The organism is Bradyrhizobium sp. SZCCHNR1017 (assembly GCF_032381375.1).
Lineage (GTDB): Bacteria > Pseudomonadota > Alphaproteobacteria > Rhizobiales > Xanthobacteraceae > Bradyrhizobium.
On the sequence record NZ_JAUHIR010000001.1, the window covers coordinates 1,041,025 to 1,057,779 of the forward strand.

General features: G+C 66.4%; 14 protein-coding genes. 7 read left to right on the forward strand and 7 right to left on the reverse strand.

All coding sequences use genetic code 11. The annotated features are described in order from the left end of the window. Positions 1 to 301: 301 nt before the first annotated feature. From QW863_RS04865 to QW863_RS04890, 6 genes are all read left to right on the forward strand, one after another. Complete coding sequence (locus QW863_RS04865) at positions 302 to 1,132, forward strand: alpha/beta hydrolase (protein WP_315711421.1); 831 nt, start codon at positions 302 to 304, stop codon at positions 1,130 to 1,132. A gap of 612 nt (positions 1,133 to 1,744) precedes the next feature. After that, positions 1,745 to 2,200 carry a hypothetical protein gene (locus tag QW863_RS35990; RefSeq protein ID WP_409977881.1) on the forward strand — a complete coding sequence of 152 codons (456 nt, stop codon included), beginning with the start codon at positions 1,745 to 1,747 and terminating at the stop codon, positions 2,198 to 2,200. A 255-nt stretch (positions 2,201 to 2,455) separates the two neighbouring features. Further along, positions 2,456 to 3,667, forward strand: a complete 1,212-nt coding sequence (locus QW863_RS04875) for an ABC transporter substrate-binding protein (RefSeq protein WP_315711420.1) — start codon at positions 2,456 to 2,458, stop codon at positions 3,665 to 3,667. 10 nt (positions 3,668 to 3,677) lie between these two features. Then, positions 3,678 to 5,411, forward strand: a complete 1,734-nt coding sequence (locus tag QW863_RS04880; RefSeq protein ID WP_315711419.1) for an FAD-dependent oxidoreductase — start codon at positions 3,678 to 3,680, stop codon at positions 5,409 to 5,411. Further along, a complete protein-coding gene (locus QW863_RS04885; protein ID WP_315711418.1) occupies positions 5,408 to 6,169 on the forward strand; it encodes a glucose 1-dehydrogenase in 762 nt (253 codons plus the stop codon). Before QW863_RS04880 ends, QW863_RS04885 begins: the two co-directional genes overlap by 4 nt. Before the next feature lie 31 nt (positions 6,170 to 6,200). After that, entirely contained in the window at positions 6,201 to 6,989 is a 789-nt protein-coding gene (locus QW863_RS04890) for an IclR family transcriptional regulator (RefSeq protein WP_315711416.1), read from the forward strand. 3 nt (positions 6,990 to 6,992) lie between these two features. On the opposite strand, the gene QW863_RS04895 is transcribed toward QW863_RS04890, so the two are convergent. From QW863_RS04895 to QW863_RS04905, 3 genes are all read right to left on the reverse strand, one after another. Next, positions 6,993 to 7,616 (reverse strand): glutathione S-transferase family protein, encoded by a 624-nt coding sequence (locus QW863_RS04895; RefSeq protein WP_315711414.1) that lies wholly within the window; start codon positions 7,614 to 7,616, stop codon positions 6,993 to 6,995. A 111-nt stretch (positions 7,617 to 7,727) separates the two neighbouring features. Beyond that, the gene (locus QW863_RS04900; RefSeq protein WP_315711413.1) at positions 7,728 to 9,329 is read right to left on the reverse strand and encodes an FAD-binding protein; all 1,602 of its coding nucleotides are present in this window, start codon (positions 9,327 to 9,329) and stop codon (positions 7,728 to 7,730) included. A 1-nt stretch (position 9,330) separates the two neighbouring features. Further along, positions 9,331 to 10,992, reverse strand: a complete 1,662-nt coding sequence (locus QW863_RS04905; protein ID WP_315711412.1) for an acetolactate synthase large subunit — start codon at positions 10,990 to 10,992, stop codon at positions 9,331 to 9,333. A gap of 155 nt (positions 10,993 to 11,147) precedes the next feature. Between QW863_RS04905 and QW863_RS04910 the strand changes: the two genes are divergently transcribed. Then, positions 11,148 to 12,206 carry a LysR family transcriptional regulator gene (locus tag QW863_RS04910; protein ID WP_315711411.1) on the forward strand — a complete coding sequence of 353 codons (1,059 nt, stop codon included), beginning with the start codon at positions 11,148 to 11,150 and terminating at the stop codon, positions 12,204 to 12,206. Between the two features lie 21 nt (positions 12,207 to 12,227). Here the strand turns inward: QW863_RS04910 and QW863_RS04915 are convergent, their stop codons facing one another. The 4 genes from QW863_RS04915 to QW863_RS04930 form a co-directional block, all read right to left on the reverse strand. After that, positions 12,228 to 12,638, reverse strand: coding sequence for an ACT domain-containing protein (locus tag QW863_RS04915; RefSeq protein ID WP_315711410.1), 411 nt, complete (start codon positions 12,636 to 12,638; stop codon positions 12,228 to 12,230). Between the two features lie 9 nt (positions 12,639 to 12,647). Continuing rightward, positions 12,648 to 13,634 carry a glutathione S-transferase family protein gene (locus QW863_RS04920; protein WP_315711409.1) on the reverse strand — a complete coding sequence of 329 codons (987 nt, stop codon included), beginning with the start codon at positions 13,632 to 13,634 and terminating at the stop codon, positions 12,648 to 12,650. A gap of 148 nt (positions 13,635 to 13,782) precedes the next feature. Further along, the gene (locus QW863_RS04925) at positions 13,783 to 14,829 is read right to left on the reverse strand and encodes a DUF2278 family protein (protein WP_315711407.1); all 1,047 of its coding nucleotides are present in this window, start codon (positions 14,827 to 14,829) and stop codon (positions 13,783 to 13,785) included. A gap of 30 nt (positions 14,830 to 14,859) precedes the next feature. Continuing rightward, positions 14,860 to 16,608 (reverse strand): phospholipase D-like domain-containing protein, encoded by a 1,749-nt coding sequence (locus QW863_RS04930; RefSeq protein ID WP_315711405.1) that lies wholly within the window; start codon positions 16,606 to 16,608, stop codon positions 14,860 to 14,862. Between the last annotated feature and the right edge of the window lie 147 nt (positions 16,609 to 16,755).

The window sequence follows — 16,755 nt, forward strand, 5'->3', positions numbered from 1 at the left end:
GGCCCTGCCCGGTTCCAGAAGGAAAAGGCCGGGTGTCCGGCCGCGGAACCGCAAAGTAGCCCGCAAATCATGCAGATCACGCGCCGCAGATGCATGCGGCTCCGCTCACGGATTGAGCAGCCAACGCGGGTCCCGTTGAGGTGCAACGCTGTCGCACACGAGTCTGTGTTGCTGAGATCGTCACGCTCCGTCGCTAAGGTGGCAGCGGGCATCCTTCGTTGCGTACCGACGCGACGAGGCGCGCCATCACGCCGCGCCTTGAACGCGGCAGATTCCATCCAGTGAGAAAGGCAGACACTCCATGAGCTCAGGATTCGTGACGACATCGGACGGCACGCAGATCTTCTACAAGGATTGGGGCTCGGGCCAGCCGATCGTCTTCCACCACGGCTGGCCGCTGTCGTCCGACGACTGGGACGCGCAGATGCTGTTCTTCCTCGACAAGGGCTTTCGCGTCATCGCGCATGACAGGCGCGGTCACGGTCGCTCCAGCCAGACGGAGACCGGCAATGAGATGGACACCTATGCGGCCGATGTCGCCGCGCTCGCCGCCAAGCTCGACCTGCGAGACGCGGTCCATGTGGGCCACTCGACCGGTGGCGGCGAGGTCGCGCGCTACGTGGCGAAGCACGGCAAGGGCCGCGTCGCCAAGGCTGCCCTGCTCGGCGCGGTGCCGCCGATCATGCTGAAGACGGAGAGCAATCCCGGCGGGCTGCCGATCGAGGTGTTCGACGGCTTCCGCGCGGCGCTCGCCGCCAACCGCGCGCAATTCTTCCTCGAGATTCCGACCGGCCCGTTCTACGGCTTCAATCGCAATGGCGCCAAGGTTTCCGAAGGCGTGATCCGCAACTGGTGGCGCCAGGGCATGATGGGCGGCGCCAAGGCGCATTACGATTGCATCAAGGCGTTCTCCGAAACCGACTTCACCGAGGACCTCAAGGCGATCGACGTGCCGGTGCTGCTGATGCATGGCGAGGACGACCAGATCGTTCCGATCGACGATTCCGCGCGCATCGGCATCAAGCTGCTGAAGCATGGGACCTTGAAGACCTATCCGGGCTTTCCGCACGGCATGGCGACCACGCATGCCGACGTGATCAATGCCGACCTGCTCGCGTTCGTCAGGGGGTAGCTCGATCGTTGCAATTCGCCGAATGCGCATTCCGATGCCGATGAAGCGATAGATCTCAAATCCTGCTCGTCATGGCCGGGCTTGTCCCGGCCATCCACGCAGCACTGCACACGCCGAACGACGTGGATGCCCGGGACAAGCCCGGGCATGACGAGTTCGGGGCTACCATTGATCCACTATCTCAATTTCCGCGTTGGAGACGTCGTCCTGCCTTCTCGCGACGCGCTCCGCGCCCGAGCTATCAAGATCGATTACCCTCTTCGGACAGAGGGCACAGGGAAGGCCGGACCTCGACTGAGGCCCGTGGCCCGCCTGCTCAAAAAATGCAGGCGGCAGGTACCACAGGTTCAGCCGGACGACCCGGCCCTCCCTGTGCGATGGGCTTACGAGTTATACGCAGTCTCCCCGGTGTCCGGCTTGTGAGCCACCGTCGCCCTTGGGATCATCACCTACGGACTTGGCGCCAGCATCGGGGCGCCAGGACGCTGCGATTTCGTCGTCCTGCTGGACTCGTTCGTCCGCGCGCGCATGCGCGCTGCGATCCGGCAGGCCACCGCTCCCCGCTTCCTACGTTTCGTGACGATCGCGATGCGCCCCTCCTGTGGAGGCGGGATGCCGGGAAACATCGTCCTGATTTGCCCGACGACACAAGGCGAGCCCCCTGCGGCAGATTGGCTCGACGGGCAATTGGCGCATGGGAGATCGCGCCATTCTGCATATCAGAAACCGGCCCGGCTGAGGCTCGGCGCGACCGCGGGAACCGATGGCGCCCGAGGCGCGTTCTTTCACCATCAACGTAATGCGTACGCGATATCAACCGAAGCACGACCTGCTGGCGGGCATCTTTGCATGAAGAATTTTTCCGATGCATCCTTTTCGCCTGACGTCATCGCGCTGATGACCGAGGCCCTCAACGCGTCGGTCGCCGCGCTGCCTGAGCCGGTGAGTTCGACGAACGTGAACCTGCTTGCGGAAGCCGTGCTGCGCGCCGCCAAGGCCGGCGAGCGCGACGTCACCGCGATGCAGCGGCTCGCGCTGCTCGAACTGCAGATCATGCCGCGCATGTAGAGCGGATCACAGGCTTTCCTACGGTCGTAGAGCATTCCCAACGCGCTCACTTCCGGACCTCCTGGCTCGAGATGCGCCGCATGCGGTGCTCCTCACCATGAGGATGTGGGGTCGCGCCTGACGCGCCGCCGGCCTCCCGCGTCCATCCCCCCAGCCCCTGCGCCACGTCCCACCCGTTCGCAATTGACAAATCTATTCGTCAATGTCTAACTCCCGTCGCCGCCGACAGAGCGGAGCAAAACGGGGAGGATCTTCATGCGACGGCAGCTGCTCGCCTGCGCGTTCCTGGCAACGACATCATTCATCGCGACAGGCGCTTCAGCCCAGGTTTCTGACGACGTGGTGCGGATCGGCGTGCTCACCGATCTCTCGAGTTGGGGCCGCGACAACAGCGGCCCGGGCTCGGTCGAGGCGGCGAAAATGGCGGTCGAAGAGTTCGGCCCCACCGTGCTCGGCAAGCCGATCGAGATCATCAGCGCCGATCACCAGATGAAGACCGACGTCGGAACGACGGTCGTGCGCGACTGGTTCGACAACGGCAAGGTCGACGCGGTCGTCGACATCCCCAACTCCGGTATCGCGATTGCCGTGCACAACATGGTGCGCGAGCGCAACAAGATCGCGCTGCTGTCAGGGCCCGGCGCGAGCTCGCTGACCGACGAGCTGTGCAGCCCGAACACCGTGCACTTCACCTACGACACCTATGCGCTGTCCAAGGTGACGACCTCGGCCGTGATCAGCCAGGGCGGCAAATCCTGGTACTTCATCACCGCGGACTATGCCTTCGGCCAGCAATTGGAGAAGGACGCCACGCGCTTCATCAAGGAGCTCGGCGGCAGCATCCTCGGCGGCGTCAAGCATCCGACCAACACCGCCGACTTCTCCTCCTTCGCCTTGCAGGCGCAGAGCTCGAAGGCCGACGTTGTCGCCTTCGCCAATGCCGGGCAGGACACCGACAACGCCATCAAGCAGTCCGGCGAGTTCGGCCTGGTCAAGGGCGGCCAGAAGCTGGTCGGCCTGTTGATGTTCGACACCGACGTGCATGCGATCGGGCTCGAGGCCGCGCAAGGCACCTACATGACCACGGCGTCGTACTGGAACATGGACGACAACACCCGCGCCTGGTCGAAGAAGTTCTTCGCCCGCGCCAAGGTGATGCCGACGATGATCCAGACCGGCGTCTATGGCTCCGTGCTGCACTATCTCAAGGCCATCAAGGCGGCCGGTACCGACGATCCGAAGGCGGTGATGGCGAAGATGCGCGAGCTGCCGATCGAGGATACGTTCGTTCACGGCGGCAAGCTGCGCGAGGACGGCCGCGTCATCCGCGACATGTATCTGGCCCGCGTGAAGAAGCCGTCGGAATCGAAGGAGCCGTGGGACTATCTGGAGATCGTCAAGACCGTGAAGGGCGAGGATGCGTTCCGGCCGGTCTCCGAATCCAAGTGCCCGCTGCTGAAGAAGTAGGAGCGCGCGCATGAGCGGAGCAGATCACCCGGCCGGCGACACCCATGATTGCGACGTGCTGGTGGTCGGCTCCGGCTGCGCCGGGCTGTCGGCGGCGGTCACCGCCGCCCATGCCGGGCTGAAGGTCATCGTGACCGAGAAGGAGCCGCGCTTCGGCGGCACCACGGCGCGCTCGGGCGGCTGGCTGTGGATTCCCGGCACATCGCTCGCCAAGGCCTGGGGCATCGATGAGCCGCCGGAGCTGGCACGCACCTATCTGCGCCACGAGGCCGGCAACAGTTTCGATGCGGCGCGCGTCGACGCGTTCCTGACCAAGGGCCCGGAGGCCGTCGACTTCTTCACCAGCAAGACGGCGCTGAAGTTCGACATGCCGCTGACCTTTCCGGACTACCACGCGGAGGCGCCGGGCGGCACCCAAGGCGGCCGCTCGATGGTGACGCGGCCGTTCGACGGCCGCGAGCTTGGGCGTCACATCGAGGATCTCGGCCAGCCCCTGCCCGAGCTCACCGTGTTCGGCATGATGCTCGGCTCCGGCAAGGAGATCATCCATTTCATGCGCGCGACCAAGTCGCTGGCGTCGGCGTTCTATGTCGCCAAGCGGCTGTCGAAGCATGCGCTGGACGTGCTGCGCCATGGCCGCGGCATGACGCTGACCAACGGCAATGCGCTGGCGGGACGGCTGGCGAAGTCCGCGTTCGATCTCGGCATTCCCCTGTGGCTGTCGTCGCCGGTGGCCGAGCTGATCCGCGACGGCGAGGCCGTGCGCGGCGCCGTGGTGACGCGGCAGGGCAAGCGCATCAGGGTCAATGCGCGGCTCGGCGTGGTGCTGGCCTGCGGCGGCTTCCCGCATGATGTCGAGCGGCGCAAGGCGATGTTTCCGCATGCGCCGACCGGACAGGAGCATGTGTCGCCCGGCCCCGTCGGCAACACCGGTGACGGCCTGCGGCTCGCGGAGGCCGTCGGCGGCCGGGTCGAGGACGGCCTGCCGCACGCGGCGGCCTGGGTGCCGGTCTCCGTCACCACGCGCAAGGACGGCAGCAAGGGCGTGATGCCGCACTTCATCGACCGTGCCAAACCCGGCGTGATCGCAGTCACCGCGGACGGCGTGCGCTTCGCCAATGAAGGCAATTCCTACCACGACTTCGTGCAGGCGATGGTCAAGGCGGCCAAGCCCGGCCGCGAGATCGCGGCCTTCCTGATCACCGACCACCGCTCGTTGCGCCGCTACGGCCTCGGCTGCGTGCCGCCGTTCCCGATGCCGCTCGGGCATCATCTGAGCACCGGCTATCTCAAGCGCGGCGCGACGCTCGCCGAGCTCGCGCGCGTCACCGGCATCGATGCGATGGCGCTGGAAGCAACCGTCGCCGCGTTCAACGCTGACGCCGCGCTGGGCCAGGATCCCACGTTCGGCAAGGGCTCGCGCGCCTACAATCGCTACCAGGGCGATGCGCTGCACGGGCCGAACCCGTGTGTGGCGCCGATCAAGGACGGGCCGCTCTACGCCATCAAGATGGTGATCGGCGATCTCGGCACCTATGCCGGCATCCGCACCGATGCGCATGCCCGCGCGCTCGACGCCCAGGGCCAGCCGATCGAGGGGCTCTATGCCGCCGGCAACGACATGGCGAGCATCATGGGCGGCAACTATCCGGGCGCCGGCATCACGCTGGGACCGGCGCTGACCTTCGGCTACATTGCCGGCCGGCATCTCGCCGAACGCGCTGGCCAAAGGAGCGCCGCATGAGCGACAGTCAGATGTTGGCCGGCAAGCTTGCGCTGGTCACGGGGGCGGCGCACGGCAATGGCCGCGCGATTGCGCTCGGCCTCGCCGGCCGCGGCGCCGATGTCGTCATCACCGACATCGACTTGGAGGGTGCCGAACGTTGCGCCGCCGAGATCCGCGAGCACGGCCGCCAGGCGTGGGCGCATCGGCTGGATGTCACCGACGCCGCCGGGTGCACCGCATTGGCGGCGCAATTGCGCGCCGAGGTCGGCGCCATCTCGATCCTCGTCAACAATGCCGGCATCATCATCCGCGAGAACATCGACTCGCCGCGTGCGCCACAGAACTGGCAGCGCGTGCTCGACGTCAATCTCAACGGCGTGTTCAACGTCACCTACGCCTTCCTTGCCGCCTTGCGCGCGACGCGCGGCACGATCGTCAACATTGCATCCGTCGCCTCCTTCATCGGCATCAGCAACACGCTCGGCTATTCGCCGTCCAAGGGCGGAGTGAAGTCGCTGACCCAGGCGCTGGCGCGCGAGCTCGCCGCGGACGGCATCCGCGTCAATGCCATCGCCCCCGGCGTGATCGCCACCGCGATGACGGAGTCGACCCGCAACGATCCCGAGCGGCTCGCCGGCTTCATGAGCCGCACGCCCCTCGGCCGCGTCGGCCAGCCCGAGGAGCTCGCTGGCCCGGTGGCGTTCCTGGTCTCCGACATGGCGTCCTACGTCAACGGCGTCACGCTGCCGGTCGACGGCGGCTTCCTGGCGGTGTAGGCACGGCGCCGGACCAGGGGCACAACAAGACATGGGACGAGAGAGCCGCGGCATCCAGTCGATCGAGGTCGGCGGCACGTTGCTGCAGGCACTGGCGCGCAGCGGCGAGCCGATGATGCTGCGCGACCTCGCGCGCGAGGCCGGGCTGCCGCCGGCCAAGGCGCATCCCTATCTCGTCAGCTTCTCGCGCATCGGTTTGATCGAGCAGGACGAAACCACCGGCCGCTACGAGATCGGCCCGCTGGCGCTCGAGCTCGGCCTGATCAGCCTGCGGCGGCTGTCGGCGGTCCGGATCGCCACCCCGAAGATCGCAGCGCTCGCCGGCGCGATCGATCACGCGGTATCGCTCGCGGTGTGGGGTACCAACGGCCCGACCGTGGTGCGGCTTGAGGAGCCGAGCCATCCGGTGCACATCGTGATGCGCGTCGGCTCGATCATGGCGCTCTTGGAGACCGCGACGGGCCGCGCGTTCGCGGCGTTTCTTCCATCCAAGACGGTCAAGACCGCGCTCGACACCGGCCTCGATCGTCTCGGTGTCGGCTACAATCCGAAGCGCTCACCGAAGAGTCCGAAGGTCGCCGAGATGCTGGCCGAGGTGCGCGCGCAGGGGCTGGCGCGCGCCGTCGGCGATCCGCTGCCCGGCGTCAACGCCTTCGCCGCGCCGGTGTTCGATCACGCCGGCCACGTCGCACTGGTCATCACCGCGATGGGCCCGGCCGGCACCTTCGACGCCGGCTGGCAGTCACCGCTGGCGACGCGGCTGCGCGCGTGTGCGGCCGAGATCTCCAAGCAGCTCGGCCACGGCATCGCGCAGCCGTGACGCTCAGGCCGCGACCGAGCGTTTCTCCGGCCAAGGCTCGGCCCACGCCGGCAGCCGCATCAGGCCATCGAGCCAGCGCACGATGTTCGGAAACGCCTCCATCGGCATCTCGGCCTCGCGCCAGTCGGTCGCCATCGAGGCCGCCGCGAAATCGGCGATGGTGAGCCGGTCGCAGGCGACGTGGCCGCGCGCCCGCAGATGCGCATCGAGCACGGCGGCGAAGGTCTTCAGGTTGGCGACCTTGCCGGCCAGCGTGGCACGGTCAGGCACACCGAGGCCGAACGTCTTGCGGACGATGTGCTCGAAATAGAACGGTCCGACCGCCGGCGCCCAGTGGCAGTCGTTCCACGCCAGCCAGCGCAGCACCTCGATCTGCTCCTGCGGATTGCGCGCCGGCCACATGTCGCAGCTCTCGCGGATGCAGAGGTGCGCCATGATGGCGGTCGACTCCCACAGCACGGTGTCGCCGTCGACCAGCACCGGCGCCTTCATATTCGGGTTGAGCGCGGCGAACTCCGGCGTCTTCAGGCCGCGGCTGATGTCGATGAACTCGGCGGGCACGCCGAGATGCTTGACCAGCGCCAGCACGCGGCGCGGCGCCTGGGCCTTGATCCAGTAGATCTTCATGACGGGTCTCCATCTCCTGTGCCTTGAAGACGAACGTCGCAGCACCGGATCGACAGTGACGGAGCAAAAATTCAGCGGCGGTTCCGCCGACTCGTACGGTTCCCGTAGCCGTCACATCGCGCGCACCGCCGCCCGTGCGGTGAGAATGCAACCCGGCAGGAACGTGCCCTCCAGCGAACGCTTGCCCGACGCGCCGCCGCCGCCGAAGCCGGCGGCTTCGCCGACCGCATAGAGCCCGCCGATCGGCGCACCCGTGGTGTCGAGCACCCGGCTCTGCAGATCGGTCTTGAGGCCGCCGAGGCTCTTGCGGGTAATCAGTTGCATATGAATGGCGATGTAAGGCCCGGCGCCCGGGGCCTGCAGCGGCGCAGGCTTGCAGGTGCGGAGCTTGTCGGGGCCCCATTGCCGCGCGTGCAGGATGCGGCGCAACTGATCGTCATTGTGGAGCTTGTCGCCATTCCCAAAGTTCGCGTCGAAGGCGTCGGCGGTGGCCTGCAGCACCTCCGGCTTCACGTCGCCGGTGCCGGTCAGCGCATTCATCTTGGCGGCGAGACCGGTCAGCGTCTCGTCGACCAGGAAATGCCGGCTCTCGCGCTGCATCTGCCTGACCAGGCGATGATTGCCGAGCAGCGTCTCCTTGAGGAACATCGGCATCTGCCGGTCGCGGATGCGCGGATTGTGCTCGGCGCCGGAGATGGCGAACTCCTTGGCGGCGATGCGCCAGTTCAACAGATGCCACGTATACGGCTTCTCCTGCGCCGCGACGCGCTGGCACAGATCATGGGTGTCGAAGCCGGTCACCAGCGGCTCGGGCCCGATGCGCTCGCCCCTGTGATTGAGCCACAGCGCCGATTTGCACGGCACCAGCGACAGGCCATGGCCCTCGAAATGCGGAAACGGATGCGGGATGCCGGCGGCGTAGTTCCACATCTCGCCGGCATGCGTGATCTCGGCGCCGAACGCCTCGGCCGCGTGGTGATGCAACTTGCCGTCGGAGAACGGATGCGCGCCATTCAGCATCGCCGCCGGCAGCGGCCGGCCCTTGATCCAGTTGGCGCGGGCCTCCGCATGGCTGCCATTGAGGCCGCCCATCGCCAGCACCGTCAGCGGCGCGGCGATGCGGATTTCGGCGCCCGTCTCCTCGTTGACGGCGACCACGCCCGATACCGCGCCGGCAGCGCGATCGAGGCTGACGACGCGATGACGGTGCAGCACCGTCAGCCTGCCGCCACCGTCGGCCGCGCGCATCGCTTCGATCATTACGCGCGTGAGCCGCTGCGAGGTGCCCCAGACGATGTGATAGCGCGGCAGCGCATTACCGTCGCCGTACCGGCCGCGCTCGACCCAGTTCACTGCCGGCATGAACGTCACGCCGTGCGCCAGCAGCCAGTCGTAGACCTCGCTGCGGGAATGCGCGACGTAGTAGCGCGCCCATTGCAGCGGCCAGTGCTCGGCGGCATCGAGCTCGCCGAACCTGATCCAGTCGCGCAACGCGATCTCCGGCGTATCCGGGATCTTCATGCGCGCCTGCAACGGCGTGCCGATCAGCGCCATGCCGCCGAATGCCCACAGCGCCAGCCCGCCGAGCCGCTCGGGCGTGTCCCGGTCCACGATCGTCACCGACTTGCCGGCGCGCAGTGCCTCCAGCGCGGTGACGATGCCGGCAAGACCGCCGCCGGCGATGACAACATCGGATTGCAGCGTCGCGCTCATGTCACGGCGCGATCTTGCGCTTGAGCATCCGCGCCACCGGCAGCGGAACGCGGTCGAGCGATCCCAGGAGGTGCGGCAGGAGCTTCAGCTTGAGGCCGGTCAGCGCCGGCGGCACCATCGCCTCGATCAGATGGGGCCCCGGCCGCGCCAGCGCCCCCTGCAAGGCGCTGGTGAGTTCGTCCGGCGTGGTGACGCGGGTCGATCGCACGCCCATGCCGTCGGCGATCTGCGCGAGCTTGAGGACCGGCCCGTGCAGGTCGAGCTGCGCCCGCGCCTTCGGTCCGATCTCCTCGGCGCCGACCCGTTCCAGCTCGACGTTGAGCACCGAGTAGGAGGCGTTGTTGAAGATGATGGCGGTGACGTTGAGCCGCTCGCGCGCGATCGTCCACAGCGACTGGATCGTGTACATCGAGCTGCCGTCGCCGATCAGCGCGATCACCGGCCGGTCGGGACAGGCGATCGCCGCCCCGATCGCATTCGGCAGCCCCTGCCCGATGGCGCCGCCGGTCAAAGTGATCAGATCGTGGCGCGGCGCGCCCGCGGTGAATTTCGACAGCATCAGGCCGGAGCTGATCGCCTCGTCGATGATGATGGCGTTCTCGGGCAGGAGATGACCAACGGCCTTGCAGACCTTTTCCGCGGTCAGCTTCTTGCCGCGCGGACGCCCGGGCCGCGAGGCCGGCGACAATGCCGGCGTGGCGCGCCCGGCCTCCAGGGCGGCGGCAAGCCTGGTCAGGCTGCACGCGGCGTGCTGCGCCGGCGTCGACAAGGTCAGCACCTTGCAGCCGTCATGCGGCAGATAGCTCTTCTTGCCGGGATAGGCGAAGAACGACACCGGCGCCTTGGCGTCGACCAGGATCAGGGTGTCGATCTCCTTGAGCTGGATCTGCGCCATCTCGGCGAGATAGGCGATCCGCTCGACGGCCGGCAGGCCCGCTCCACGCTGCATGCGTGTCGGAAACGTTTCGGCATAGACTTTCACACCGCAGGTCGCGGCGATGCGCGCGGCCGCCAGCAGCGACTCCTCGTGCAGCGCCGTGCCTCCGAGTAGAAAAGCGCTGCGGCCGCCCGCCCTGATCGCCTCGGCGACGGCCTGCACGGTCGCATCGTCCGCAGGCGCCGGCGGCTCGATCACCGGCGCCGGCTCGGCGACGCCGCCCTCACCCCAGGACACGTCGGCCGGCAGGATCAGCGTCGCGACCTGTCCGGGCCAGGAGCACGCCGCCTTCACGGCCGCCACCGCATCGCGGCACAGCTCCGACGTCACCTGCGAGGTCCAGACGAATTCCGGCGAGACGTTGCGCGCGACGGTCTCGATATCGGACTGGAGCTGCGCGTCATAAGGGACATGATAGGTGGCGTGGTCGCCGACGATGTTGACGACGGGCACCTTGCCCTTGCGCGCATTGTGCAGATTGGCGAGGCCGTTGCCGAGGCCGCAACCGAGATGCAGCAGCGTTGCCGCGGGCGTGCCGGTCATCCGGGCGTAGCCGTCCGCCGCACCGGTCGCCACCCCTTCGAACAGGCACAGTACGGCGCGCATCTCCGGCGCGGAGTCCAGCGCCGCGACGAAATGCATCTCGGAGGTGCCAGGATTGGTGAAGCAGACCCGAATGCCGGAATTGACCAGGGTCCGTATCAGAGCTTGTGCGCCGTTGGGCATGAGAAAAGCCTGTTGCGGGGAAACTGCCGCAGCTCGGGGCGACTTGGCCGGCCCCGCCATGGCATTTCCCCTGTTTGTATTTGTGCCATTTTGGAATTGACGGTCTCAGAAATCCAATGAATTGTTATGCTTTGATCAATGAGCTGGGGTCATCGATGCACACACCAACGTTGCGTCAGTTGCAGCAGCTGGTCTACCTCGCGGAAGAGCGGCATTTCGCCCGGGCCGCCAAGCGCGCCCATGTCACCCAGTCGGCGCTGAGCCGCAGCCTGCAGACCCTGGAGGACGAAGCGGGGATGCGGCTGTTCGACCGCAGCTCGCGCTCGGTGGAGATCACGGCGGTCGGCGAACGGCTGGTGGCGCGGGCGCGCTCGCTGTTGTCGGGCGCCGACGATCTCGGCCGCGAGATGCGGCTGTTGCGCTCGGGCGATGCCGGCCAGGTGACGGTGGGCGTCGGCGCGTTCACGGGCCTAGTGCTGCTGCCGGATGCGATGGCGCAGCTGTATGCCGAGCATCCATCCGTGCGCATCAAGCTGGTGCAGGACAATTGGCGCGCCCTGATGGACGTGCTGCAACAAGGCAAGCTCGATTTCTTCCTGGCGCACATCACCGACATCAGGACCGACGACAGCCTGGACCTCGAGCCGCTCGGAAGCCTTCCCGGCTACTTCTACTGCCGGCCGACCCATCCGTTGGCCGGGCGACGGGAGCTGTCGGCGCGCGATCTGGCCGGCCAGCACTTCGCCTCCGTCGCGCTGCCGCCGGACTTCAGCCGGCGGCTGGACGACCTGATCGCCGCGCCACGGGGACGCGGTTTCAATGTCGCCCTCGAATCCGAGAACGCCGGCCTGCTGGTGCAAATGGCGGTCCGCTCGGACGTCGTGCTCGTCGCGGGGGATGCGGTCGTCACCCACGAGCTAGCCTCCGGTCAGCTGGTCCGGCTCAATGTGGCCGAGCTGAAAGAGCCGCGCGCATCCGACCTGCTGCTGGCGCAGTTCGGCATCCTGCGCCTGAAGGGCCGCACCCTGTCGCCGGCGGCGATGATGCTGATGGACATGGTGCGCGCGCAAGCCGCGCAAATGCTGACCGGACCGCGCCGGCCGCCGGCTCCGCGCGCCGCACGCAACGCGCATCGATCTCGGCCGAGATCACGCAAGAAGCCGGGTGCACCCCGGCGCAACCGGTCGCGAAGTCATACCAGGAGCAAAGCCTGACCGGGGCGTGGCCCTGCGCCATCATCCGACGGCCGCGCGGCGCGACATCTCCTCCAGAACCCGCATTGCCTGCTCTGCCTGCGCTTCGGGTACGAACAGGTGATCATGATGAAAGGCCGAGACCGCGTTGACACTGATGCCAGCAGCAGCCAGCGCCGCTGTCACCCTGGCGAGGAAGCCCACCGCGTCGAGCGCTGATAGCACCGACAGCGTGATCAGGCGCGAGGTGAAGCGATACGCCAGCCCTGCCCGTTCGGCGTCCTCGCGCCGGACGATGAGAGTGTCACCCTCGCGCTCCCGGAACAGCATCAGCGGCGACAACATCGCGGCCATCGCATCGCCGGCGCTGAGCGTGCAGAACACGAAGACGCCATCCTGCAGCTCCGGCGACATCGTGCGCAGCAGCGTGTCGAGATCGCGCTCGCCGGACATCGGAGCTCGTCAGGACCCGGCGAGGCGCGCACGGTCGTGCGGCGCGGTGAAATCCTGCCGCGGCCCGACCGGGACGATGCCGGTCGGATTGATGGTGCGATGGCTCTCGTAGTAGTGCCGCTTGATGTGCTCAAAATTCACTGTCGCGGCAATCCCCGGCCATTGGTAGAGATCGCGCGTGTAGGCTGAAAGATGCCGATAGTCGGCGATGCGGCGGATGTTGCACTTGAAGTGGCCGACATAGACGGCATCGAAGCGGATCAGCGTCGTGAACAGCCGGATGTCGGCCTCGGTCATGGTGTTGCCGAGCAGGAAGCGGCGCGCCGACAGCCGCTCCTCCAGCCAGTCGAGCGTTGCGAACAGTGGGCCGATCGCCTCCTCATAGGCGGATTGCGTGGTCGCGAAGCCGCATTTGTAGACGCCGTTGTTCAGCGTATCGTAGACGCGCGCATTGATGGCGTCGATCTCATCGCGCTGGGCTTGCGGATAATAGTCGCCTTGCCTGGCGCCGACGCCGTCGAACGCCGAGTTCAGCATGCGGATGATCTCTGACGACTCGTTGTTGACGATGGTGCGGTTTTGCTTGTCCCAGAGCACGGGCACGGTGACGCGGCCGGAATAATGCGGCTCCGCGGCGGTGTAGACCTGATGCAGAAGGCCGGCGTGATTGACGCTGTCGGCCACGACGCCCGGACCCTCGGCAAACGTCCAGCCCTGCTCGCGCATCAGCCAGTGCACGACCGATACCGAAATCATGTCATCGAGCCCCTTCAGCGCGCGCATGATCAGGGTGCGGTGAGCCCACGGGCAGGCCAGGCTCACATAGAGATGATAGCGGCCCGCTTCGGCCTCGAAGCCGCCGGTGCCGGATGGGCCCGGACGGCCGTCAGCCGTGACGAAGCTACGGAACGCCGAATCCTTGCGGATGAAACGGCCGCCAGACGCCGCCGTGTCGTACCAGACGTCGTGCCATTGGCCGTCGACCAGGACTCCCATGACGCTCTCCTCTCACACCGTGGCCTGTGCGCAGGACTGCAACCTGCAGCCCCTTCGCCTGGGCCCTTACGTGACAGGAGTACACGTCACCCCGCCGCTGCGCCAGCAGAGAGCACGCTCCGAGAAGACGGCTCCGCCGAACACGCGGTCACGACTGGAACGGGATGGTGCGCCCCGGCTGCGCCGCCTGTTCCCGCGTATAGGAGACGCCGTGCACCTTCACGCCCGCGGCATTCAACAGCGTGATGATGCCGCCCCGGTTCGACAGCGCGACCGGCGCGACGATGGGCACCACCAGGGTGGCGCCGCGCCCGATCATGCCGCTCAGTTGCATGGCGTTCTTCTGCTTGTCCTTGATCTGCCAGCCGGTGAGATCGACGTCGACATCGGCGGTGTTCAGCAGCGTGACCGTCTCGTGCTCCGGCGTGCGCACGTCGTTGACATAGGCCGCGATGATCCGCACCAGCCCGTCGGGCACGTCGAGCGGCGGAATGTGGTCGCGGTCGGGAGGCGTATGCGGCGCGTTCGGGTAATCGGGATCGGGCGGAAGGATGACCCCTCCGCTGGCATCGTCCGAATGCCAGGCCTGGGTCTGGAATTTCAGGAAGATGGCGACCCATTGCTGCTGGTCGGGAAACTCGAAGAGCAGTCCGCCATCCTGCCAGGGACCGTTGTCCTTGGCATATTGGCCGGGCGGATTGCCCTGGTTGAAATGGATGTCGTGGATACCGCGGCCGGGCTTGAAGCCGAAATAGCGGTCCGCCTTCTCCTCCGGTCCCCATGCGACGCCGAAGGCATAGATGAGAGCCATCTCGTCGGACATGGCGCGCTGAACGTAGGCGTCGATCTTCTCGTTGAGATCGTTGTCGGGGCCCGCGGCCGACAGTGGCAGCGGCTTCAGCTCCCATGGCTGCATCAGATTGCCCCGGATGAAATCGAGCGCCACGCCGCCGGGCTTGCTCTCCAACGGATGCAGCCCTTCCGAAAACGCCTTCAGGTCGTCGACGATTGGATGTTCGAAGCGCGAGCGAACCAGGAATTCGACCTCGCTGCCATCCTGGGAGCGGACATTGATGGCGATACGATAGAGCTCACCGCCGGCCGAGACCTGCACCTGATAGTGCGGACTGCTTCCCGTCGCCAGACGATTGTTGATGGGCCGACCCTTGAGAAGCGAATAGTCATTCAATGGCATGGTCGTCTCCAACTCTGTCCGTAGCGATATCTAGGACGAGAACAGCAATCGATCGCGTTCAGCCTGCGACCCCTCGACATAGAAGCGCTCGAACCAGGCCGGCTTGCCGGACAATGCGGTCGGCTTGCGCAGCGTGATCGCGGCAGGCGCGGATGCAGCGCGCTGCCGCTCGGACTTGCCGTGGAACGCGTCGCGCATCCGATTGCGAAACTGCAGGTGATCGAACACGCGGGTGGCCTCGATCGCATAGGAGGTCGCGATCTTTCGGTCCTCGATCATGATGAGATGGTCGCCGTTGCCCTTCTCGCCGCTCGGCGAGAAGTTGCTCGATCCGGTGAACACTTTCGCGGTCGGCAGGCTGAAATCGGTCACCAGGAATTTGTGATGGATGTTGCGGCCCTTGCCGCCGGACCATTCGCTGCGGAACGGCTCCGGCGCCTTGCTCGCGAGATAGGCGAAATCGACGAGACCGATCGAGCCTTCGGGCTTGCGCAGCTCCAGCGCGCCGCGCTTGTCGACCGTGCCGTAGCTGAAGATCGGCCGCTCCATCACGCGGTCGAACGCCTCCTTGGTCGGACCGTCGCCGAGCTGGCTCAGAAACGCGACCGAGTAGAACACCGACGAGGAGGCCTGATCGATCGCGGCCCGGATCGGATTGAGCGAGAGATCGGTGGCCTGATGCGGCGAGAAGCAGAGCTGCACGGTCGGCTTTCCCTCGGAATGGACGGCGTGCCATTTCTTGGAGAAATCATTCTTCCGGAAGAGCGAGGGGTCGTCGAAGGCGATGTCGAACATCTCGCCGAACAGCCCGGCGACGTCCTGCGAATGAAAGACCAGCATGTTGTTGGCCTGAATATAGAGGCCGCGGAAGGTGAAATTGGTCGAGCCGCAGAGCACCTTCTCGGGCTTGCCATTGCGGCGCGTGATCAGGACCTTGTTGTGCTGGAGATTGCTGAAATGCGTGCGCAGCACGGCAGCACCCGCCTGCTTGAAGCGCTTGGCGCTGCGCGATTCCGCGCTGCCGGGCAGCTTGTGGCTGTTATCCTTGGCGTTGGAGTCGTCGATGATCGCGCGCAGCCGCGGGCCGAACTGCTCCAGCAGGCCGATCACGTCGGGCTCATTGAGGTCATAGGCCATCACGTCGAGCGTGAGCCCGGGATCCGCCAGGGCCTCTTTCAAAAAGCCGAACAGGAGGTCGTAGGCCTCGAACCCCAGCCACTCATAGACGCTGTCGCCGGCCTCGTTGGTGAGGTCGAGCTTCTCGAAGCTCGGCCCGTCGCGGCTCTCGACGGGGATGATCTCGGCATTGTTGCCGAACTGATCGCGATAGGCCTGCGACGAGGCGAAGTTGCGGGTGAAACCGATGTCGATCAGACCGTCATAGGTCACGGCGCTCTGCGTGATGTCGAGCGTGAGGCTGGTCCCCGCCACCAGCGTGCCGTCGTTGCGCATATGCTGCTTGGCGACGCGATATGTATAGACGCCATCCTTGGGCCGGTAGGGAAAGTGGATCCAGCGGAATTTCTGGAACGGCGCCTCGGTCGACGGGAAATTCCGGTTGCCGTCGACCGCCGCACCGGCGCCGGCCGGATAGGAAAACGCGATCCTGTTGCGCAACTGGGAAAAATCCCGCGCGCCCGGCGACTTCACCTCGATCGAGAATCCGACCAGATCGGGTTCGGGCTCGGCGACGTCGAAGCCGATCATCGTCATGCGCTCTCCACGCCACAGCTTGGACGTGAACCCGTTGCTGGATTTGCTGTTCTCGAAATCGCTCATGATCGAAATGCCCCACGGTGATGAAAAAAGGCGCGCACGAAACGCATCTCGCCGAAGGGCTGCAATCTTCGCCAGGACCCGCGGCCGACGCAACCTCAAAATGATTGGAAAATTATCATCAACCAGGATTGTTGCATGATCCTACGT